This is a genomic window from Neobacillus sp. OS1-2 (genome assembly GCF_030915505.1).
Classification (GTDB): domain Bacteria; phylum Bacillota; class Bacilli; order Bacillales; family Cytobacillaceae; genus Neobacillus.
In genome coordinates, this window is sequence record NZ_CP133265.1 from 414,947 (window position 1) to 435,965 (window position 21,019).

Genomic DNA, 21,019 nt, shown 5'->3' on the forward strand with positions numbered 1-21,019 from the left:
AAACAATCTGTCGTTAACATTCTATAGTTTTACTTTTTGTAATCGCAATGCATTCAGAACAACCGAAACAGAACTGAATGCCATCGCAGCACCGGCAAGCCATGGTGCAAGGAACCCAAGAGCCGCAATTGGGATTCCCAATGAGTTATAGGCCAGCGCCCAGAACAGATTTTGTTTAATATTCGTAATGGTCTTTTTACTCATAAAGATGGCATCTGCAATGCTATTTAAATCACCGCGAATCAGTGTGATATCAGCCGCTTCCATTGCGACATCTGTTCCGGTGCCAATGGCCATTCCAATGTCAGCAATTGCTAATGCCGGGGCATCATTAATTCCGTCTCCAACCATAGCCACTTTCTTGCCTTGTGACTGCAATTTTTTGATTTCATCGGCTTTTCCCTCGGGAAGAACTTCAGCGATAACATGATCAATCCCCGCTTGTGTGGCAATTGCCTCCGCAGTCCGCTGATTATCACCTGTAATCATAATGACATCGAGTCCCATTTCCTTCAAACGCCCAATTGCCATTTTGGAAGTTCCCTTGATGGTATCTGCAACAGCAACCAACCCTGCATATTGTTCATTGATCGCCACAAGCATGGCAGTTTTACCAACCGTCTCTAATTCAGACATTATTTTAAGAGATTTTTCAACATTGACATCATACATGTTCATTAATTTTCGTGTACCAATTAACACTTCATTTCCATCCACAGTTGCTTTAATGCCAAACCCGGGGATAGCTTCAAACCTCGAAACCCCCTTCAAAGGCATTCCCTTTTCTTTTATTCCTTTGACAATAGCTTCGGCCAGCGGGTGTTCCGATTGTTTTTCTGCTGAGCCAACGATTACTAAGAATTCTTCTTCAGTCCATGTTTCAACCGGGAAAACATCGGTTAGTACAGGAGTTCCGTTCGTAACCGTGCCGGTTTTATCTAGGACAACAGCAATAATCCGGTGGGTCATTTCTAAATGTTCGCCGCCTTTAAAAAGGATGCCGTATTCAGCAGAACGACCGGAACCAGCCATTATCGATGTTGGTGTAGCAAGCCCTAGGGCACATGGACAGGCAATGACAAGGACTGCAATCATTTTCTCGAGAGCTTCCGCAAAATCCCCTGGAGTTGCCCATAGATACCACACAATAAACGTTAGAACTGCTAAGCCCACAACAATCGGAACAAACACACCGGAAATTTTATCAGCAAGTCGTTGAATAGGAGCCTTTGAGCCTTGAGCTTCCTCCACTAGTTTAATAATTTGTGCTAACGCTGTATCTTTACCGACCTTTGCGGCTTTAACCTTTAAAAAGCCATTTTTGTTTATGGTTGCACCAATCACGGGATCGCCGATTTTTTTATCAACAGGCACACTTTCACCGGTTAACATCGACTCGTCAATTGCTGACTGACCCTCAATAATAATCCCATCAACTGGAATCTTTTCACCCGGTTTAATATGGAGGAAATCGCCAACGACTACTTCCTCAAGAGGAATTTCCAGCTCCATTCCTTCTCGTTCGACAACGGCCGTCTTCGCCTGAAGTCCCATCAATTTTTTTATGGCTTCAGAGGACCGGCCTTTTGCTTTTGCTTCAAACAACTTTCCTAGAATAATCAAGGTAATCAATACAGCACTCGTTTCAAAATAGAGCTCCACCATATGAACCTTACCGCTAATGGTTAAGATGGCCTGGTAAAGGCTGTAGAAATAAGCGGCTGAAGTACCCAAAGCAACAAGTACATCCATATTGGCGCTTTTATTCTTAAGCGCCTTATAGGCCCCGATATAAAATTGGCTGCCAATGATAAACTGGACGGGAGTGGCCAGTAGAAACTGGAACCAAGGATTCATAAATATTTCTGGTACCCAAATAAAGGATGTAAACGAAAAGTGGCCAGCCATTGCCCATAATAAGGGCACTGACAAGATCGCCGAAAATAGTAACTTTTTCGTTTGTTTGGCAATTTCCTTTTCGCGATAGTCACTAGAATCCTTCGCTCCTTCTTTAATCTTTGCTCCGTAACCCAGATTCTCAACCTTTTTTATTATATCGTTTGTCGAAAGGACGGAGCCGTTGAACTCTATTGTTGCTTTTTCAAGAGCCAAGTTCACATTTGCCTTGATGACTCCCTCTAATTTATTTAGGCCTTTTTCGATTCTTGTTGAGCAGGCAGCACAGGTCATCCCGGTGATGTCAAGCTCTGTCTTCTCGGTAACAACCTCGTACCCTAAATCTCTAATTTTCTTTTCAATATCGTCAACATTGATTTGCAATGGGTCATATTTAATGGCGGATTTTTCTAAGGCAAGGTTAACATTAGCCGACTCAACACCAACTAGCTTGTTTAGACCCTTTTCAATTCTTGTTGCACAGGCCGCACAGGTCATCCCCGAAATTTGTATATTTGTTTCTTTGAGACTATGACTCATAAAAGCCAACTCCTTATACCCCATATAGGTATATAATTTAGAAAAAAGAACGTGCTACGAGAAAGCACGTTGTTTTACTGCTTATTTCACATCGTAACCTTGGTCATCGATGGTTTCTTTAATTTGATCCAAGGAAACCTGCTGCTGGTTAAATTCCACATCAACTGTTGCAGCTTTTAAATTTACCTTTACAGCGGCAACTCCGTTAAGTGCACCAACACTTCCTTCTACTGCTTTCACACAATGGTCACAAGACATACCTTGTACGCTTAGAGTAATCTTCTCCATAAAAAACCAACCTTTCATTGTTAAAATTTTATAATGTGAACTCCTATGATCGTATGCTACCATACCCCCCTACCCTATGTAAAGAGGTTGGCTTTTATTTTTTTAAAAAGATTATTGCCTTTTCATCATTTGTTCAAAATCTATTTCAATCATAATTTCATTATATTTTTTTATAACGGTACGAACAGTGTCGAAAATCACTTAATTAGGTGCAACGTACTTGATTCTCAATACTGCCTTTTTAATTTAGAGTGACCAATACGTTAAGGTATCAAATATACCTAACAGGAGCATTAGGACCCCAGCCAGTCTTTGAATACTAGTGCCAAATTTCCTTCCCTTTTTCATTAATACACCACCACCACCAAGATACCAAATAATCAAAATGACGAATAAGAGCGGTAACGCAGTTCCTAGCGCAAAAATGGAGGGAAGAATAAAGCCATATGGGCTTGACAGCACTACTGGCATTAATGTGACGAAAAACAAAATAAACATGGTTGGACAAAAAGCCAAAGAAAAACTAAACCCTAGCATGAAAGAACCGAATTGATTTTCCCGCTTGTACTTTGTTGATTGTTTAAATAGAGTGATAGTCCCCCTTAATTTTATAAAACCCAACATATATAATCCTACAATGATTAAGATTGGGCCCATAATTTTCCGAAGCCACGGAAAATAAAGGATGAGATTTTGTTCAATTCCCTTGCCTAGCAGCCAAACTAATCCGCCTAATAGGGAAAAGGCCACTATTTTACCCAAGGTAAAACTGAAAACATCCTTCCAGACAATTCTTTTTTGAATCGAACTGTTTCCATACAGCGTGATTGCACTTATATTTCCCGTAAGCTGGCACGGGGCAAGTGCTCCAACCAGTCCTAGTATTAATGCAAATATGATCGGCCAGGCTTCTAAACTATTGGTCATATTCAAAAACGGTTGGCTTAAGACAGAACTTATTTGACTAAATAAATTGTACATATACTCACCCTGCCATGTTGGAATAGATTTACGATACCATAATCGGATGAAGAACATGTGAAGAATGTAGATTGTTCAAATAATTGCCGCATATTGATCATTTTTATCTTCTTTCATGCATGATAAAAGAACTCCTCATTGCAGCATGAAGGACAAATCTCTCCTCTCGATCACCCTTTTTGTTCTTCATCTCCATTTTGAAGGACAAATCCACCTTACCAATTACACGATTTGTCCTTCACTGAATTTAAATTTGAAAAAGGGATGGAAAATAATCTCCATCCCCTAAAAACTCTATAAACCACACTTTAGTTGGGCACCACAATTGGTACAAGTATTACAGCCGCCCATTTCTTTAACTTTTCCTTTGCGGCAGACCGGGCAGGTGTTGCCAACCTCAGAACCGATTGTTACATCTGTTGATCGTAGGTCAGTAATGGTATCAACAAGGACAACATGCTGCTTTGGTTTATCTTCAAACATCGATAATTGCTCGTTTGTGTTTTCCTCAGCTTTAAGTGTTAATACTTGTGAATCCCTTGATCCGTCCACATAAACAGTGCCGCCTTTTGCACCACCACGGTACAGTCGCTCGTAAACCTTCTCTACCTGCTCAACACTGTAGCCTTTTGGTGCATTAACCGTTTTACTAATGGAGCTGTCAATCCAACGTTGAATAACGCACTGAACATCTGCATGAGCTTCAGGAGCTAACTCCATCGATGACACAAACCAATTTGGAAGATTGTCTGCATCTGCTTCCGGATGCTGATCTAAATATTCCTGCACGATATCCGCTTTTACTTCGATAAATTTACCAAGACGTCCGCTGCGGAAATAAGAGAATGAGAAATAAGGCTCTAATCCGGTGGAAACCCCAACCATTGTTCCAGTGGACCCCGTTGGAGCAACAGTTAGCAAATGGGAATTTCTTATTCCGTTTTCTAAAATCGATTGACGGACATCTTCAGGCATTTTTTTCATAAATCCCGTTTCAATAAAAGCTTGTCGTAAACGGTTTGTATCTTCTCTTGTTTCTCCGTTTAAGAATGGGAAGCTTCCCTTTTCTTTGGCTAATTCTACAGATGTTCTGTAGGCAGTAGTTGCAATGGTTTCAAAGACCTCATCAACAAGTTGGTTCCCTTCAGATGAACCGTACTTTGTTTCACAGTAGATTAGTAAATCGTGTAAGCCCATAACACCTAGTCCAACACGGCGTTCTCCAAGGGCTTGCTTTTTGTTTTCTTCTAGGAAGTATGGCGTTGCGTTAATTACGTTATCTTGCATTCTGACGCCAACTTCTACCGTTTTCTTTAATTTCTCAAAATCAACAGTTTTAGTTTCCTTGTCTGCCATTTCTGCAAGATTTACAGCAGCAAGGTTACAGACTGAAAATGGTGCGAGTGGTTGCTCACCACATGGATTAGTAGCTACAACTTGCTGTCCATATGCTTTAGCATTGGTCATATCGTTTGCATTATCAATGAAAAAGATTCCCGGCTCGGCAGAGTAAGTAGCACAAATGTTAATTAAATTCCATAACTCTTTTGCTTTAATCTTTTTATACACGCGTACTTTATGTCCGAGTTTTTCCCATTCGCGGACATCACCGACTTGGTGCCATTCTTCATTGTAAATTTTCATTTCTTCTTCGTTGTAATGCTCAACATATGGGAAACGGAGTTCATATTCACCATCATTTTCAACGGCTTCCATAAATTCTTTTGTTAAACATACAGATATATTTGCACCCGTTAAGAATTCTGAATTATGGACAGTGTAATTTCCACCTGTAGCTAATTTTTCTTCTGCATCAGCAATGATATGTTCATCAAAACCACCATAACCTGGAATGTTTTTATAATTAACGATTCCCTGGTACATTGCAGTTTCTTGTAGTGTTAATGGTGTGAGTTTAAGCTTATCTTTTGCATGCTTTTTAATTGTTTCATCTTTTGTATTTTCAATTAAGAATCGTAGAATTCTAGGATTTTGCATTTTCGAGATAATAAATTCAATAATGTCTGGATGCCAATCCGCTAGCATGATCATTTGTGCTCCGCGTCTTGACCCACCCTGCTCAACCAAATGCGTTAACTTCGCAATATCATCCAACCACGATACCGATCCAGATGATTTTCCGTTAACGCCCCTAGCCAAGGTATTACGCGGTCGCAATGTTGAACCATTTGTACCAACACCGCCGCCGCGGCTCATGATTTCCATTACTTGCTTACGATGGTCAGAGATACCTTCGCGGGAATCTGCAACGAACGGCATTACGTAACAATTGAAGAATGTCACGTCAGTATTTGCCCCAGCACCATACAAGACGCGGCCTGCTGGAATAAAGTTCATCGTTACAAGCTCTTGATAGAACCTTTCAAACCACTCTCTACGCTTTTCTTCCGTTTCTTCAACAGATGCAAGGCCTGTAGCATTCCGCTTCGCAATTTGCTCGTAGAAGAGCTCCAACGGCTTTTCAATGACATCTAAAGACCGGATGATGATCCCTGTACTTGTTTCCTCAGGATTGTCGAGCGCTCCTCTAAACTCCTCTTCAATCAAAACCTTAGCCTTTTTATTTTCCCAGTCAATTTCCATGATCGTTCCTAAACCTCTTGCTGGAAATTTCGGATCTTCTTTAATCGTTAAAACAACAAAGTCGCCATTTGTTAGGGTAATTTTTGCTGTGTCTTTGAAGGTGTAACGGTCTAGCATGACCAAACGTGAAACACCCTTATGAGTTATTTTCATATCTGGGGTAACCGGGTGTACTTGGGGGAACAGGCGGATATCCTCATTCAACCTTTCAAAATCAATATTCATTTTTTGTCTAAAAACTACAGACATGAGAACAACTCCTTCAAAATAAATCTTTCTTATGTTAAGTTCTAGTAAGTTTTGCTATATCTAGTTGTCTTAATACACTTACGTTAACAAAATAAATCATAAAAATCAATATATAGTACCGATAATATTTTCGACACCACTATATATTGTATGGTGAGCAAATAACATTAATTTTGTCAAACTTAAAATAAACTAGATTTGGGAGAAAACAAAAGCTATTATTTGTTTTTCGCCCTAAAACAGGAAAATTCAACAAATTTTGCGGCTTGCCACTTTTTTTTAACAGGAAATAGAAAAAGCGGCCGCAGCCGCTACCAATTACCGTTTAAAATTCCATTCATCACTCTCATAGCGTTCTTTTGCTATTCTTTCAACGTATGCAAGTTCTTCATCCGTTAATTGATATGGTTCAAGATCAATGTTCAGCCCCTCAGCAAACCCCTTATAAAAGGCCTCTTTTGCCTCTTCTAGTGAAATCCGCCTTGGACTGATTGCATTAATGGCAACCGCCTTATCCTTGAAGGCCTTCTTCATCCGTTCCTTTACCCGTTCGCTTGAATATTTAAATAAACTAAACAACTTGTCTTCATCCAAATCCAATAAAATGGCTCCATGTTGAAGGATGACACCCTTTTGCCTTGTTTGCGCGCTACCTGCTACCTTCCTGCCTTCCACCACCAGCTCATACCAGCTCGGTGCATCAAAGCAGACAGCAGAACGTGGATTTTTCAATGCATCTCGTTCCTCTGCTGTCATTGGTACAGCAAAATAAGCTTCAAGACCTAAATGATGAAAGCCTTTTAAAATTCCTTCCGATATTACCCTATATGCCTCTGTTACAGTTTTAGGCATTGCAGGGTGCTCTTCTGAAACAATGACACTATATGTAAGCTCATGCTCATGGAGAACGCCGCGCCCACCTGTAGGTCTCCTGACAAACCCCAGCCCATGCGCTTTCACCGCATCCATGTCAATTTCTTTTTCAACCTTTTGAAAATATCCAACAGACAGGGACGGAGGATTCCAGCCATAGAAACGAATGACGGGGGGGATTTTTCCCTCGCTATGCCAATCTAGCAATGCTTCATCCAACGCCATATTAAAAGATGGTGAACTATTTCCAGAGTCGATAAAACGCCAAACTTCTCTTTTCATGAACAAACCTCATTTTTTTATAATCATTTCGATTTTAAGTCTACCAAAATCTGATATGATTTCAAAACAAGTTGTTTCTGCTATAATTTTAATTAGGCAAAAGTAAAAGATTTTTCGCTAATCATCTTTATCTTTACTCTAATGACTTATATAATAAAGCTAGAGCAAGAAAGCTTGAAAGGGGCAAAAAGAAGTTGAGTTCACTTTATGGTTTATTAATCATTCTCGCAGCAGTTATTATTTACTCCGTTACCACCTATTTCTTTCAGAAGAGGATTGTTAAAACGGTAACAGAAGAAGAATTCCGTGCAGGTTACAGAAAGGCACAACTAATAGATGTTCGTGAAGCGAACGAATTTGATGGCGGCCATATTTTAGGAGCACGTAATATCCCAATGTCACAAATGAAAATGCGTATGCCAGAAATTCGCAAAGATATGCCTGTTTACTTGTATTGCCAAAGTGGGATGCGCAGTGCGCGTGCAGCACAATTTTTACACAAAAGAGGCTACAAAGAACTTACCCAGCTGCAAGGCGGTTTCAAGAAGTGGTCTGGTAAAGTAAAAACTAAAAAATAATAATGACTCCAAAGTTCCAGGGTTATCCCCGGAGCTTTTTTTGTTTCTAAAATAAAGAAAGATCAGATTCATTTTTCGAATCTGATCCTTCTTCCCATTTTACGCTCTTTGATATTTTAAAACTGGTTTACGTGCTGCCAGCGTTTCATCTAAACGGCCAATGACCGTTGTATGCGGTGCCTCTTGAACGACTTCAGGATTGTCTTCTGCCTCTTTCGCGATTTGAATCATGATATCAACGAAGGAATCAAGTGTTTCTTTTGATTCTGTCTCTGTCGGCTCAATCATGATACATTCTTCAACATTTAATGGGAAATAAATGGTTGGCGGATGATAGCCAAAATCAAGCAGACGTTTCGCTATATCCAATGTGCGGACACCTAATTTTTTCTGGCGTTTACCACTCAATACAAACTCGTGCTTACAATGCTTATCGAATGGTAAATCATAATGCTCAGCCAATCTCCTCATCATATAGTTGGCATTTAATACAGCATACTCCGTTACTGCCTTTAAGCCGTCAGGACCCATTGAACGAATATAGGTATACGCACGAACGTTGATTCCAAAGTTACCATAGAACGGCTTCACGCGGCCAATAGATTGCGGGCGATCATAATCAAGCACAAATTCTTCGCCGCGCTTTGAAATAATTGGTTTTGGCAAAAACGGAATAAGATCTGCCTTTACACCAACAGGACCTGATCCAGGGCCGCCGCCACCATGTGGACCTGTAAAGGTTTTATGAAGATTTAAATGAACAACGTCAAAGCCCATGTCGCCGGGTCTTGCTTTTGAAAGAACAGCATTAAGGTTTGCCCCGTCGTAATAAACTTTTCCACCCGCTTCATGAATAATTTCAGTGATTTCGATTATATTTTCTTCAAAAAGCCCTAGTGTATTCGGATTTGTAAGCATGAGTGCTGCCGTATCATCGCCAACAACCCTTCTTAAATCATCTAAATCAACAAGACCTTTGTCCGTTGATTTAACTGTTACCGTTTCAAAACCTGCGATGGTAGCTGAAGCAGGGTTTGTTCCGTGGGCTGAATCAGGCACGATTACCTTTGTCCGGTTAAGATCTCCATTTGCCTCATGGTAGGCACGGATTAGCATTAATCCAGTCCACTCCCCATGTGCACCTGCAGCAGACTGTAAGGTCACTTCATCCATACCGGTAATTTCTATTAAATGCTGCTGCAAATCGTATAAAAGCCCCAGTGCCCCTTGAACAGAGCTTTCGTCCTGCAGTGGATGGACATGGGCAAATCCATTAAAGCGGGCAACATTTTCATTGATTTTCGGATTGTATTTCATGGTACAAGAACCTAATGGATAAAATCCTGAATCCAGGCCATGGTTTCTTTTCGAAAGAGCGGTATAATGGCGCATGATATCAAGCTCAGAAACCTCGGGAAGTTCAGGTTCAACTGCGCGAAGATAACCCTCGGGCAGCAGGTCGCTAATCTCCAATTCAAGAATATCCATTTCTGGAAGACTGTATCCGATTCGTCCCGGTGTGCTAGCTTCAAAAATGAGTGCTTGGTCTTGATTATGCATGCAGATCCCCCAATTCTTTCACTAAAGTATCGATTTCTTCCTTCGTCCTTTGCTCTGTAACGGCAACGAGCATATGGTTAGCGAGCTCTGAATAGTCGCGTCCCAAATCATAACCGCCGATGATTCCTTTTTGTAACAGTTTTTGATTCATTTCTTTAACCGGCTTATTTAATTTCACAACAAATTCATTGAACGAATAGCCGTCATTAACGACTTTAAATCCTGCTTCTTTAAAAGCCATTTTTGCATAATGTGCCTTCTGTAAATTAGCTGCAGCCATTTCGCGGACACCTTTTTTTCCTAGAGCCGTCATTGCGACAGAGGCAGCAAGGGCGTTAAGTGCTTGATTTGAACAGATATTAGATGTCGCTTTTTCACGGCGGATATGCTGTTCACGTGCTTGTAGTGTTAAGACAAAACCACGGCGGCCTTGATCGTCCACTGTCTGACCGACAAGACGTCCAGGTACCTTCCGCATTAATTTAGTTGTAACCGCAAAATAGCCGCAATGAGGTCCGCCAAATGCAGTTGGAATTCCAAACGGCTGTGCATCCCCAATAACAATATCCGCCCCAAATTTTCCTGGAGGTGTTAAAACGCCAAGGGATAATGGATTGCTGCTAACAACAAACATCCCTTTAGCAGCATGAACGATTTCCTCAACCTCTTTTAACGGCTCGATTCTGCCAAAGAAATTTGGATATTGAACAATTACCGCTGCAACATTCTCATTCATCATTCCTTTTAATGCATCAACATCTGTCACACCATCTTTCACCGGTACTTCTACCACTTCAAGATACTGGCCTTTTGCATACGTTTTTAAAACATCGCGATACTCAGGATGGACTGCACTAGAAACAACGATTGTTTTCCGTTTTGTATGACCGGCACTAAGCATTGCAGCTTCTGCAAGTGCAGTTCCCCCATCATACATTGAGGAGTTCGCCACATCCATTCCCGTTAACTCACAAATCATTGTTTGGAATTCAAAAATGGCTTGCAGTTCACCTTGAGAAATTTCCGGCTGATATGGTGTATAGGCAGTATAAAATTCAGAACGAGAGATTACATGATCAACGATGACGGGCATGTAATGATCATAAACACCAGCACCTAGAAATGAGACATTTCTTTTAAGGTCGGCATTGCGGTCAGCTAACATGAATAACTCTTTCAGTAGGGCAGTCTCAGACTTAGCCGCTTTAATGTTGTATTCACCCTTAAATCTTACCTTTTCCGGGATATCACTAAACAGTTCATCAATTGAGGAAACACCAATCGTATCAAGCATAGCCTTCTTATCTTGTTCAGTCATAGGTAAATAACGATGTTTCATAAACCTAACTCCCTCCTCATGTCTACTTTTGTCTTTTATAAAAAGGTGTTGAAACCACTGAAGCTTTTAAACGTTTCCCACGAATTTCAATTTCTACCTCAGACTCAAGCCCAGTAAATTCCGTCTTAATAAGGGCAAGACCGATGTTTTTCTTTAAAGAAGGTGACTGAGTGCCAGTAGTTACCTCTCCGATTAGCTCATCACCCTTGTAAACAGGATATCCGTGGCGAGGGATTCCGCGATCAATCATTTCAATCCCCACTAATTTTCTTGATAATCCATTTTCCTTTTGCTGTTTAAGGACTTCTTTGCCAATAAAGTCAGATTCTTTATTTACTTTTACAGCAAATCCGATCCCTGCTTCTAACGGCGAAATTTCCGGTGATAGTTCTTGCCCATAAAGAGCTAAATTCGCTTCGAATCGGAGGGTATCGCGTGCACCTAGACCACATGGAATGACACCCTCTTCTTTACCCGCCTCTAAAATTGCTCTCCACAATTCGACAACATCTTTTGCATCACAGTACAGCTCAAACCCATCTTCACCGGTATAGCCAGTTCTAGATACAAGTGCCGTTTTGCCATTTAGGTTTACTTCCTGCTTGAATTTGAAAAAGCCAATTTCACTTAAATCTGTTTCGGTCGCAAGTTTTTGTAATACCTTTTCAGCAAGCGGACCTTGTAATGCAAGTTGAGCTGTTTTTTCTGATAGGTTTTCGATGCTAACCTCACCTTCTAAATGATCTTCAAGCCATTTATAATCCTTTTCAATATTTGATGCATTCACGACTAAGAGGTAATGGTCATCTTCGATTTTATAGACAAGTAAATCATCAACCGTGCCGCCGTTTTCATAGCACATTGCAGTGTATTGGGCACCGCCGTTTTTGACTTTTGAAATGTCATTTGTCATCATTTTTTGCAAGTAGCGTAAACTGTCAGGACCTTTTACTTCCACTTCCCCCATATGGGATACATCAAACAAACCCGCACGTTTGCGGACTGCTTCGTGCTCATCCTTAATGCTTGAGAATTGGACTGGCAGCTCCCAACCACCAAAATCGATGGTTTTCCCCCATTTTCTTTGTATACATCGAAAAGCGGAGTACGTTGTAATTCAGTCATCCAAAAATCCCCCTTCAGTCTTTTATTCTGAAAAAATTGTTATTCTTTTTTTCTTTTTAGAAAAACAAACAGGTGTGTGGTTAGTCCGAAAAAGAGCATAAAAAAGGACAGAAACCTCCCTTTGAATAAAGAAGGTCTCTGTCCTTGCACCTGAAAGTTTACCGAAAATGGTTTTCCCCTTTGGTGGCTGATCCTATTGGTCAGCACTCTCCAGAGCTGCGTCAAACAAGAGTTCTTTTGCCTGAGAGATTCACAAATCTGCTTGCTCCTTCGGCGCTACAAAGTAGTCTCTCCCCTTGTTGTCATTCGCATTATAATATTTTCCAATTTGGTCATACTAATTATACTTATAAAATAAATTACCTTATTAAAATATTTAAAACTTTCAAAGCTATTTTCATCCTACCATTAAACCAACACATTGGGCAATAACTTTATGATAAAAACGGAGTCCCTTTCTCAAGTTAAAAATTGGTTTCACACTAGAGTAGATAAAGTATGAAAAGGAGCTGATTTCATGTCGGTCGAAATTGAATTTGATTCCTCTTGGCAGGATGATTTTTTACATAGAATTGACAACGATGGCCCATGGGGGAACTGGGAGCTTTTTAAGCTGGCAATCGGAGTTGAAAAACATTTGGTAATACCTGAATTTGAGGGTTTACAAGCCCCAGGACATTTACCGAATTTAACTCCCCTTCCCCACCAGCTCGAAACAGCCAAGCAAGTAATTGAACATATGAACGGAAAAGCCATCTTAGCGGATGAGGTGGGACTAGGAAAAACGATTGAAGCTGGCTTAATTTTAAAAGAATATATGATTCGTGGATTAGTAAAAAAGGTATTGATTCTCGTACCCGCTTCATTGGTAACCCAATGGGCGATTGAGCTGAATAGCAAATTTTTTATCCCTGCGATTACTCAAAGGAAAAGTTATGTATGGGAACAATGTGATGTCGTCGTTTCCTCCATTGATACGGCCAAACGAGACCCCCATCGTAGTATTATTTATAATCTGGACTATGACCTAATCATCATTGATGAAGCACATAAATTAAAAAACAACAAAACGAAAAACTACGAATTCGTGCAAAATCTTAAAAAGAAGTTTTGTTTACTATTAACAGCCACACCGATTCAAAATCGTATTGAGGAAATTTTTAATCTTGTTTCCCTGCTTAAACCCGGACATTTAGGCAGCGAGACGTCATTCTATAAAAAATATAAACGCGATGCAAGATCTTTAAATGATGATGAACATTTAAAAGAATTGGTAAACAAGGTGATGATCCGGAACCGCCGCGCTGATACAGGGATTGAATGGACAAAACGGCATGTGGAAACCATCCCGATTGAATTTACACCTCCTGAAAAAGAGCTATATGACGCGATAAATACTATGAAAAACGAAGGTGATTGGCTTCAGTCAAGTGCCTTTTCAGTCATGACACTGCAACGTGAGGCATGCAGCAGCCGAGAAGCGGTTTTTTATACGCTGAAAAACATGCTTCAGAAAAAAGAGAATCCCACCCGTGCTTTCGAGGAACAAATACAGTTCCTGATTAACAAGGTGGAAGCCGTTCAGCAAAATTCCAAGGCGGAAAAAGCCCTTGAATTGATTCAAAATGTGGATGATAAGGTCATCATTTTTACTGAATATCGTGCAACACAAATGTACCTGCAGTGGTTCTTAAAACAACATGGAATTTCGTCTGTACCATTTCGCGGCGGCTTTAAACGCGGGAAAAAGGATTGGATGCGGGAATTGTTTCAAAAGCATGCACAAGTATTAATCGCGACAGAGGCTGGTGGTGAAGGCATTAATTTGCAGTTCTGTAACCATATTATCAATTTTGATTTACCATGGAATCCAATGCGGCTTGAGCAGCGAATTGGCCGGATTCATCGTCTCGGTCAAGAAAAGGATGTTATGATTTACAATTTCGCCATAAAAAACACTGTGGAAGAACATATTTTAAAACTACTTTATGAAAAAATACACCTTTTTGAAAAAGTTATCGGTGAACTAGATGATATATTAACCAAACTGGAATTTGGCAATATTGAAGATCATTTGATTGATATATTTGGACAATCTGCATCTGAAGGTGAAATGCGAATAAAGATGGAGAATTTATCATCAATGATTGAATTCGCAGAGGACATGAAGAAAGGGGATTCACATGCAGCAGCAGGAAATTCATAACTTTCTTTTGAATTATTTTAAAGCCAATGAATGCCCAATAGTTGAAAATAAACCGGGCCATTTAACAGTTCAACTAACGATTGAGCTTGATAAAGAACTAATGAATCGGCCGTTTTACTGGCACTTTCTAGAAAAGACGGGTGGAATACCCAATCCAATGCGGCTTACCTTCATCACCAACAAAGAAAATGCCCCTGAAAATTTGAAGGGCGAAATCATTCATTTTGGTTCACCACGTTTGCATCAAATTTTTCAATCAACCAAAAATCTCGCCAGTTATATCCGGCTTTATGAGAACCATCGGCAGCAGGGGAATCAAACCCCCTTGCTTCCCTGGTTGTGCATGAATGTTAAGATCTCCTATCAATGTGACCGGAAGCGCGATGTTTTTAAATCCATCGGTTTGCAGCTCATTAATGGGCAAATGGTTGAGAATTTTCACGACCGGTTACTGCAAATACCATTGACACCAAAAATACCGGATTATTCCTTCACATTATCACCTTTAGTTCGGCCAAAAAGTGGAATGGCGAGGGTTGAAACGTATTTAAAATCGGTCATTTCAGCGGAGGACCATTCATGGGCTAATGAAGCACGAAAGCGCTGGGATCAGGATTTACGGTTGTTGGACCATTTTTATGAGGATGCAGAAGATGATAATGAGAGCTACACAACAGAAAAACAGGCGCTCCAGGAGCAATACGAACCAAAGATTAGCATTTCCTTCATTAATGGTGGGCTCTTCTATTTGACGGAAAAAGCGATATAAAATAAAAGCTGCTTTTTGGGCATCTAAAATCAAGAGGATCCGTACTTTTCGGTTTGGGGGCAGGTCAAGCACCTGTGCTGATAAATAGACGGATAAATTCCGCTTAAATAGTAATTATTATTAAAAAGAGCTAAAATAGACGGATATATTCCGCTTATTAACTCGAAAAATTCAAAAATGGGAGATTTTTCTTTGCATAAACGGAAAATCTCCCATTATTTACCCCCAAAAGACCTTCATCCTACATTTAACCGGAAAATCTCCGTTTATTTTACTTTTGCTGGTTAAAACGAAACTCCCAATTACTTAGGGCGAATTTTACTTTTTTATATAATCGATAATGCTGCCAATACGTCTGTCATTTCGGAGCGTATTTTAAGAAAAGCACCTCAAAACAGAACTCTTTAGACCTTTCATATGGTGCCTGACACCCTCATAAATTTTTTGCAAAAAAATAAAATATTTTAAAAAAGTAAAGAAGGAAAAGAAAGAACCATGTCGAAATATATCAAAGAAAAAATAAAAGGTGGTGTTACCTATTGTTAGCGCAATTGAAATTTTAGCGAATCGGATCATTACAGATGCAGCACGAAACCAAGCAACAGATATTCACATTATACCTCGGAAGAATGACACACTCGTGCAAATCCGATTAACCAACAAACTTATTCCCCGGTTATCCCTTCCAAAAGATGAATGCGACAGATTAATCTCACATTTTAAATTCACAGCCAATATGGATATCGGAGAAAGAAGACGCCCGCAAAGCGGAGCCATTTTTTGTGAGGTAGACGGACAATTAATGGGACTTAGGCTTTCAACACTTCCATCAAACAACAGAGAGAGCCTTGTCATCAGGCTTTTACCCCAACAAGAACAGATTCCATTTCACCAACTCTCATTATTCCCGGCAATGACGCGAAAATTACTAGCTCTTCTCAAACATGCACATGGTTTAATCATTTTTACCGGGCCTACTGGCTCGGGCAAGACCACAACTCTCTACTCGCTTTTAAATGAAACTGCCCACTTATTTCATCGCAATGTCATCACACTCGAAGATCCTATCGAAAAAAACTATGACTCTGTTTTGCAAGTCCAAGTCAATGAAAAAGCTGGCGTTACGTATGCGGCCGGTTTAAAGGCAATTCTTCGCCATGATCCGGATATCATCATGGTTGGTGAAATCAGGGATGCTGAAACTGCCAAAATAGCTGTCCGAGCAGCCCTCACTGGGCATTTGGTACTATCAACGATGCATACTAGGGATGCCAAGGGTGCAGTATACCGTCTCCGTGAATTTGGTGCGAATTGGCTAGAGGTCGAGCAGACGTTAATTGCTGTCACAGCACAAAGGCTAGTAGAACTTACATGCCCATTTTGTGAAGGAGATTGTTCGCCGCTTTGTTACTCCTATGGAAGATGGAAGAGGGCGAGTGTGTTTGAGTTGTTAGCGGGAAGAAATTTACATTCAGCCATGAAGTTAGCTAAAGGGGAAAAAGTCGAATCACATTACAAAACACTTAGAGAAGTGATTAACAAGGGAATAGCCCTTGGATACATTCAAGAATCAGAATATGAACGGCTGGTGTACGATGATGAAGCCCCATAAATGGCAGACGAATGAACAAGCAAGTTTTTTGAAGAGAACGGGTGAATTACTGGCACAGGGGTATCCAATTGCAGAAGCGATTGAGTCCATAGCATTACAACTACCAACCAAACGAAAGGAGGAATTATATGGTTGTTTAGTAGAGCTAAAAAAGGGCACGCCCTTTCATGAAATCTTAAACAATCTCAAGTTTAACAAAGATTTAATCGGCTATGTTTATTTTGCTGAGCAGCACGGGAGCTTTGCCGATGCATTGTTAGAGGGAAGTGACCTCGCTCTTTTAAAGGATCAGGATTTACGAAAGCTTCTAAAATTACTTCAATATCCGATGTTACTCATTTTTATTACAGGTGTACTATTTATTTTTATTGAAAACACATTGCTGCCAAGGTTTACAACGCTTTTTTCATCACTTGGTCTTGAAGCAAATTTTTTCACCAAGGTTATTTATGCTTTTGATCAATATTTTCCGATGGTCATCGGTGTAATGCTGACGCTTCTCTTCTTTACGACAATCTATTATTTTCTTGTATTTCGAAAACTCTCCATCCTTCAACAAAGGTCTCAGCTTATTCGCATCCCCATTGTCGGCAGGATCCTCAAATTGCTGTTTACTCACTACTTTTCCATTCAACTCAGCTTCCTCTTATCCGGTGGAATTTCAGTCTCTGAAGCCTTATTACTTTTTGAAAAAAATCAAAGACAACCGTTTTACAGCAAAATAGCAGAAGAGATTAAAGTCAAGCTTGTTACAGGAGAAAAATTGGAAACAATTTTAGCTACCTTTTCATTTTTTGAAAGGGAGTTTCCAATGATTGTAAAACATGGCCAAGATAATGGGAAATTAGAACAGGAGTTATTATTTTTCAGCAAACACTGTGTCACCAATATGGAGGAAATGATGGAAAAGAGTTTAAAAACCATTCAGCCAATTCTTTATTTGTTTATTGGATTTCTCGTTGTCTCTATGTACTTAGCGATATTATTACCCATGTTCCATCTACTTGATGGAATATAAGAAAATGGAGGCGTAATAAAATGAAAAATAATGAAAAGGGTTTTACACTCATAGAAATGATGATCGTAATGCTCGTCATTTCAGTTTTGTTAATTATCACAATTCCAAACGTTGCCAAACACAATTCGAATATCAACAATAAAGGCTGTCAGGCATATGTAAAAATGGTACAAGCCCAAGTTCAGGCGTATGAAATGGAACATAACAAGGTGCCCACCTTAGCGGAGCTGGAATCAGAGAATTATTTAAACGATGCCAAAGGTTGTCCGAATGGTGATACCGTTAAAATTGATACCGATGGAACCGTCACACCAGTTGCAAAAGTAACGAATTCATAATGAGTCAAAACCAAAAAGGCTTTACCTTAATTGAGTCTCTATTAGTTCTCTCAATCTTTATGATTATTTCCTCAATTACAGTTTTCTCCTTAAAGCCCCAGCACTCCGTAATGGAAGATGAGGCATTTATCACTCAACTACAGGCAGATCTGCTCTATTCACAGCAATATGCGATTTCCCATCAACATGAGGTGTCCGTTGTGTTTATGCAAAATGAATATCGCTATTATATGCTTGAGCAATCTGGAAAGCCGCCGATTATCGACAGAAATTACTCAACAAATATCAATCTTAGGGAAGGTACTATCCCCTTATATTTCAAATTCTTGGGTGACGGAGATGTAAATAAATTTGGTTCCTTTACCATCTATACGAAAAGGAAGAGTTATCAACTAACCATTTTAATTGGAGAGGGAAGGTTTTATGTTAAGGAGCAATAAGGGATTTTTTTTGTTAGAACTATTGCTTTCATTGTCAGCCTTGTTAATGCTAAGCCTTTATTTACTACCATTATTAATGGGGCTGAGAGACCAATCCAGGAAATTGGAAATTGAAAATTCAGCACGTAAGCTAATGTACGAAGAACTACAAGCAAAATTACTCGATAGTCAAACATATAATGATTACACCATCCTACGAAATAAAGTAGAATATAAAATCATCTGGAATGACACGGAATCGGGCGCTCAAAAGGTGGTGTGTGTAAAAGTTGAAAAAAGTGCATTCATGTCCGAATCCAAAGTTTGTGGTGTCCTTGAATGAAAAAGCCTTTACCCTTATCGAAGTACTCATCGCATTTTCTATCTTTTCAACCATCATTTTCTTTATGACACCTATTTTTCAAATCATCCTAAATACAAAAGCTAATGATGCGGAATTACAGTCAATGGAGTGGGAGGTTTTTTGCAGCCAAGTAAAAAAAGAGATACGGCTTGCCACAAGTGCCACTGTTGTCTCGGACCGATTAATCCTTGATAAGGATACTGAAACGATTCAATATGAGAAGTACGGGTCGAATCTTAGAAGACGCGTGAATTCAACTGGTCATGAAATTATCCTTCAAAACGTATCACAGGTCACCTTTTTAGTCATCAACAACATAGTTAAGATTACTGTTACGGATAGTTGGGGAAAAGAATACGGTGTGACATGCTACCTATTAGTGAATAGGAGTTCGGGTACATGAAAAATAATGAACAAGGATTTACCTATCCGCTAGTGTTATGCTTACTCATCATTTTTCTAGTATTTTTCTCTATGCAAATGGAACAATTACAAACGGAAAGAAAAATGGCTCACGAAACGGCAATGATCCACCAAGAAGAATATTATTTACTTTCATCTGTAAAGAAAATCGAATGGCAGTTTCAAACTAGTGGAACTATTTCCACCAAGGGAACTATTATCTATAAAAATGGAACTATGAACTATCAAGCTGATCCCCCATCAGGGTTTGTCCAAAAGGTTAATTTCTCACTCAGTCTCAAATCCGGTGAATCGATCTTCGGCCGTGGACTTTTTGATACAAGATCAAAAAAACTCGTCAAATGGGTAGAAGTGAATTAAGCAGTTTTGAAAAAGTAAAACGTGGACATACTTTTAGTGTATTAAAAAGGCAGGTGTGTCCATGAAAACAAATGATTACGTAAAATACATGACCCAAACCATCGTAAAATATGCCGATCAGCCGAAAGATGAACGTAAACGACTTCGAAAAGAGAAAAAACAAACAAGAGCTGATTTTTGGTATCGATGGTTTGGGATTCTCCCTTATATCCTTTATACAGAAGTGAAAAAAAGACGTAAGCTCTAAGAAGCAGATTCTATATCGGCTTCTTTTTTTGCCACAATTCCCAATAACCCTTCGCTTGACGAAACGCAATTCTTTATTAAATCCACTATCTTTCTAATATTGTTACAATATAAAGTCCGTAATTGTGAACATTTTCTAAACATATAGTGCTAAACTTGTTAACCTCATTCCCTTGTTATAATTGCTGTATTATAATGGAATAAATTATGGGGGCCAGAGGTGAATAGAGATGGAACAAACATTAAAAATAACAAACGTTTTGTCAGATCCAACACGATACTACATTTATCAATACATTACCAAACGTCATCAAGAAGTGACCGTCCAAGAAGTAGCTGAAAATTTTAATATTCATCCCAATGTGGCGAGACTGCATTTATCAAAGTTAGAAGATGTTAACATGTTAGTGTCAGAAACAAAAAAAACAGGGAAAGGTGGTCGCCCAAGCCGACTATATCGTTTATCCGATGATGTCATTCAGCTCCACTTCCCATACCGTGACTATATGCTTTTGGCCAAAGTGGCCATTCAGACGATGATCTCCCTTGGAGAGGTCGGGAAACAAGCACTATTCTTAACCGGGAAACGATTTGGTACGGAAATGATTGAGCAGGAAATGGCAAAAAGATCTCTTGGTGAAGAATTAGAATTTGACCAAAAGCTAACAATATTAAAAAGTGCCGCAACCTTAGCTGGTTTTTACCCGGAATTCGAAGCAAATGGCGATAAAACTAAAATTTATTTTCAGATTTTCAACTGCCCTTTTAAAGAGGTAGCAGAAGAACATACTGAAACAGTTTGCAATATGCATCATCAATTTTTGAAGGGGATGTTCGGTGCACTTTTCGAAACGGTTGAATTAATTGAAAAAGAAAACATGATTTCCGGGTGTGATACATGCTCATATCAAGCACTTGTAACAAACTAATTCGAAACCATTATTTACAT

Annotated in this window: 19 protein-coding genes, 1 pseudogene and 1 riboswitch; of the genes and pseudogenes, 12 read left to right on the forward strand and 8 right to left on the reverse strand. The window is 39.5% G+C overall.

Annotated elements, in window-relative coordinates; genetic code table 11:
• Positions 1–21 precede the first annotated feature (21 nt).
• The 5 genes from RCG19_RS02240 to RCG19_RS02260 all read right to left on the reverse strand — a co-directional run bounded on the left by RCG19_RS02240 (position 22) and on the right by RCG19_RS02260 (position 7,713).
• The gene (locus RCG19_RS02240) at positions 22–2,436 is read right to left on the reverse strand and encodes a heavy metal translocating P-type ATPase (RefSeq protein WP_308109519.1); all 2,415 of its coding nucleotides are present in this window, start codon (positions 2,434–2,436) and stop codon (positions 22–24) included.
• A gap of 81 nt (positions 2,437–2,517) precedes the next feature.
• Positions 2,518–2,724 carry a copper chaperone CopZ gene (gene copZ, locus RCG19_RS02245; protein WP_308109520.1) on the reverse strand — a complete coding sequence of 69 codons (207 nt, stop codon included), beginning with the start codon at positions 2,722–2,724 and terminating at the stop codon, positions 2,518–2,520.
• 246 nt (positions 2,725–2,970) lie between these two features.
• Positions 2,971–3,705: an urease accessory protein UreH domain-containing protein gene (locus RCG19_RS02250; protein WP_308109521.1), complete on the reverse strand. Its 735-nt coding sequence runs from the start codon at positions 3,703–3,705 to the stop codon at positions 2,971–2,973.
• Between the two features lie 294 nt (positions 3,706–3,999).
• Positions 4,000–6,558, reverse strand: a complete 2,559-nt coding sequence (locus tag RCG19_RS02255) for a vitamin B12-dependent ribonucleotide reductase (RefSeq protein WP_308109522.1) — start codon at positions 6,556–6,558, stop codon at positions 4,000–4,002.
• Positions 6,559–6,876: 318 nt separating this feature from the next.
• Positions 6,877–7,713, reverse strand: coding sequence for a lipoate--protein ligase family protein (locus tag RCG19_RS02260; RefSeq protein WP_308109523.1), 837 nt, complete (start codon positions 7,711–7,713; stop codon positions 6,877–6,879).
• Between the two features lie 194 nt (positions 7,714–7,907).
• Here RCG19_RS02260 and RCG19_RS02265 point away from each other — a divergent pair, with 194 nt between their 5' ends.
• Positions 7,908–8,291: a rhodanese-like domain-containing protein gene (locus RCG19_RS02265; protein WP_166238366.1), complete on the forward strand. Its 384-nt coding sequence runs from the start codon at positions 7,908–7,910 to the stop codon at positions 8,289–8,291.
• A gap of 99 nt (positions 8,292–8,390) precedes the next feature.
• On the opposite strand, the gene gcvPB is transcribed toward RCG19_RS02265, so the two are convergent.
• From gcvPB to gcvT, 3 genes and pseudogenes are all read right to left on the reverse strand, one after another.
• Positions 8,391–9,851, reverse strand: a complete 1,461-nt coding sequence (gene gcvPB, locus RCG19_RS02270) for an aminomethyl-transferring glycine dehydrogenase subunit GcvPB (RefSeq protein WP_308109524.1) — start codon at positions 9,849–9,851, stop codon at positions 8,391–8,393.
• Positions 9,844–11,190 carry an aminomethyl-transferring glycine dehydrogenase subunit GcvPA gene (gene gcvPA, locus RCG19_RS02275; protein ID WP_308109525.1) on the reverse strand — a complete coding sequence of 449 codons (1,347 nt, stop codon included), beginning with the start codon at positions 11,188–11,190 and terminating at the stop codon, positions 9,844–9,846. The genes gcvPB and gcvPA overlap by 8 nt, the downstream gene beginning before the upstream one ends.
• A gap of 22 nt (positions 11,191–11,212) precedes the next feature.
• Positions 11,213–12,315, reverse strand: a pseudogene (gene gcvT / locus RCG19_RS02280) (glycine cleavage system aminomethyltransferase GcvT).
• Positions 12,316–12,534: 219 nt separating this feature from the next.
• Positions 12,535–12,621, reverse strand: a riboswitch (glycine riboswitch).
• Between the two features lie 211 nt (positions 12,622–12,832).
• Here gcvT and RCG19_RS02285 point away from each other — a divergent pair.
• From RCG19_RS02285 to RCG19_RS02335, 11 genes are all read left to right on the forward strand, one after another.
• Positions 12,833–14,521 (forward strand): DEAD/DEAH box helicase, encoded by a 1,689-nt coding sequence (locus tag RCG19_RS02285; RefSeq protein WP_308109526.1) that lies wholly within the window; start codon positions 12,833–12,835, stop codon positions 14,519–14,521.
• Positions 14,499–15,290: a YqhG family protein gene (locus RCG19_RS02290; protein ID WP_308109527.1), complete on the forward strand. Its 792-nt coding sequence runs from the start codon at positions 14,499–14,501 to the stop codon at positions 15,288–15,290. The genes RCG19_RS02285 and RCG19_RS02290 overlap by 23 nt, the downstream gene beginning before the upstream one ends.
• 526 nt (positions 15,291–15,816) lie before the next feature.
• Positions 15,817–16,902: a competence type IV pilus ATPase ComGA gene (comGA, locus tag RCG19_RS02295; protein ID WP_308109528.1), complete on the forward strand. Its 1,086-nt coding sequence runs from the start codon at positions 15,817–15,819 to the stop codon at positions 16,900–16,902.
• On the forward strand, positions 16,844–17,920 hold the full coding sequence (gene comGB / locus RCG19_RS02300) for a competence type IV pilus assembly protein ComGB (RefSeq protein ID WP_308109529.1): 1,077 nt from the start codon (positions 16,844–16,846) through the stop codon (positions 17,918–17,920). The genes comGA and comGB overlap by 59 nt, the downstream gene beginning before the upstream one ends.
• Before the next feature lie 20 nt (positions 17,921–17,940).
• Positions 17,941–18,258: a competence type IV pilus major pilin ComGC gene (comGC, locus tag RCG19_RS02305; protein ID WP_308109530.1), complete on the forward strand. Its 318-nt coding sequence runs from the start codon at positions 17,941–17,943 to the stop codon at positions 18,256–18,258.
• The gene (gene comGD, locus RCG19_RS02310; protein WP_308109531.1) at positions 18,258–18,698 is read left to right on the forward strand and encodes a competence type IV pilus minor pilin ComGD; all 441 of its coding nucleotides are present in this window, start codon (positions 18,258–18,260) and stop codon (positions 18,696–18,698) included. The genes comGC and comGD overlap by 1 nt, the downstream gene beginning before the upstream one ends.
• Positions 18,682–19,020, forward strand: a complete 339-nt coding sequence (comGE, locus tag RCG19_RS02315; protein ID WP_308109532.1) for a competence type IV pilus minor pilin ComGE — start codon at positions 18,682–18,684, stop codon at positions 19,018–19,020. The genes comGD and comGE overlap by 17 nt, the downstream gene beginning before the upstream one ends.
• Positions 18,977–19,444, forward strand: a complete 468-nt coding sequence (gene comGF / locus RCG19_RS02320) for a competence type IV pilus minor pilin ComGF (protein WP_308110910.1) — start codon at positions 18,977–18,979, stop codon at positions 19,442–19,444. The genes comGE and comGF overlap by 44 nt, the downstream gene beginning before the upstream one ends.
• Complete coding sequence (gene comGG / locus RCG19_RS02325) at positions 19,441–19,824, forward strand: competence type IV pilus minor pilin ComGG (protein ID WP_308109533.1); 384 nt, start codon at positions 19,441–19,443, stop codon at positions 19,822–19,824. The genes comGF and comGG overlap by 4 nt, the downstream gene beginning before the upstream one ends.
• A gap of 61 nt (positions 19,825–19,885) precedes the next feature.
• Entirely contained in the window at positions 19,886–20,071 is a 186-nt protein-coding gene (locus RCG19_RS02330; protein WP_308109534.1) for a YqzE family protein, read from the forward strand.
• Between the two features lie 229 nt (positions 20,072–20,300).
• Positions 20,301–20,999, forward strand: a complete 699-nt coding sequence (locus RCG19_RS02335) for a helix-turn-helix transcriptional regulator (protein WP_308109535.1) — start codon at positions 20,301–20,303, stop codon at positions 20,997–20,999.
• The last annotated feature ends 20 nt before the right edge of the window (positions 21,000–21,019 follow it).

Bases quoted from the DNA above. Each gene is read 5' to 3' on its own strand.
- copZ (WP_308109520.1), bottom strand. From the start codon at position 2,724: ATGGAGAAGATTACTCTAAGCGTACAAGGTATGTCTTGTGACCATTGT.
- comGC (WP_308109530.1), top strand. From the start codon at position 17,941: ATGAAAAATAATGAAAAGGGTTTTACACTCATAGAAATGATGATCGTA.
- RCG19_RS02335 (WP_308109535.1), top strand. From the start codon at position 20,301: ATGGAACAAACATTAAAAATAACAAACGTTTTGTCAGATCCAACACGA.
- RCG19_RS02240 (WP_308109519.1), bottom strand. From the start codon at position 2,436: ATGAGTCATAGTCTCAAAGAAACAAATATACAAATTTCGGGGATGACC.
- RCG19_RS02255 (WP_308109522.1), bottom strand. From the start codon at position 6,558: ATGTCTGTAGTTTTTAGACAAAAAATGAATATTGATTTTGAAAGGTTG.
- comGG (WP_308109533.1), top strand. From the start codon at position 19,441: ATGAAAAATAATGAACAAGGATTTACCTATCCGCTAGTGTTATGCTTA.
- gcvPB (WP_308109524.1), bottom strand. From the start codon at position 9,851: ATGCATAATCAAGACCAAGCACTCATTTTTGAAGCTAGCACACCGGGA.
- RCG19_RS02285 (WP_308109526.1), top strand. From the start codon at position 12,833: ATGTCGGTCGAAATTGAATTTGATTCCTCTTGGCAGGATGATTTTTTA.
- comGE (WP_308109532.1), top strand. From the start codon at position 18,682: ATGTTAAGGAGCAATAAGGGATTTTTTTTGTTAGAACTATTGCTTTCA.
- gcvPA (WP_308109525.1), bottom strand. From the start codon at position 11,190: ATGAAACATCGTTATTTACCTATGACTGAACAAGATAAGAAGGCTATG.
- RCG19_RS02250 (WP_308109521.1), bottom strand. From the start codon at position 3,705: ATGTACAATTTATTTAGTCAAATAAGTTCTGTCTTAAGCCAACCGTTT.
- comGD (WP_308109531.1), top strand. From the start codon at position 18,258: ATGAGTCAAAACCAAAAAGGCTTTACCTTAATTGAGTCTCTATTAGTT.
- RCG19_RS02260 (WP_308109523.1), bottom strand. From the start codon at position 7,713: ATGAAAAGAGAAGTTTGGCGTTTTATCGACTCTGGAAATAGTTCACCA.
- RCG19_RS02290 (WP_308109527.1), top strand. From the start codon at position 14,499: ATGCAGCAGCAGGAAATTCATAACTTTCTTTTGAATTATTTTAAAGCC.
- RCG19_RS02330 (WP_308109534.1), top strand. From the start codon at position 19,886: ATGAAAACAAATGATTACGTAAAATACATGACCCAAACCATCGTAAAA.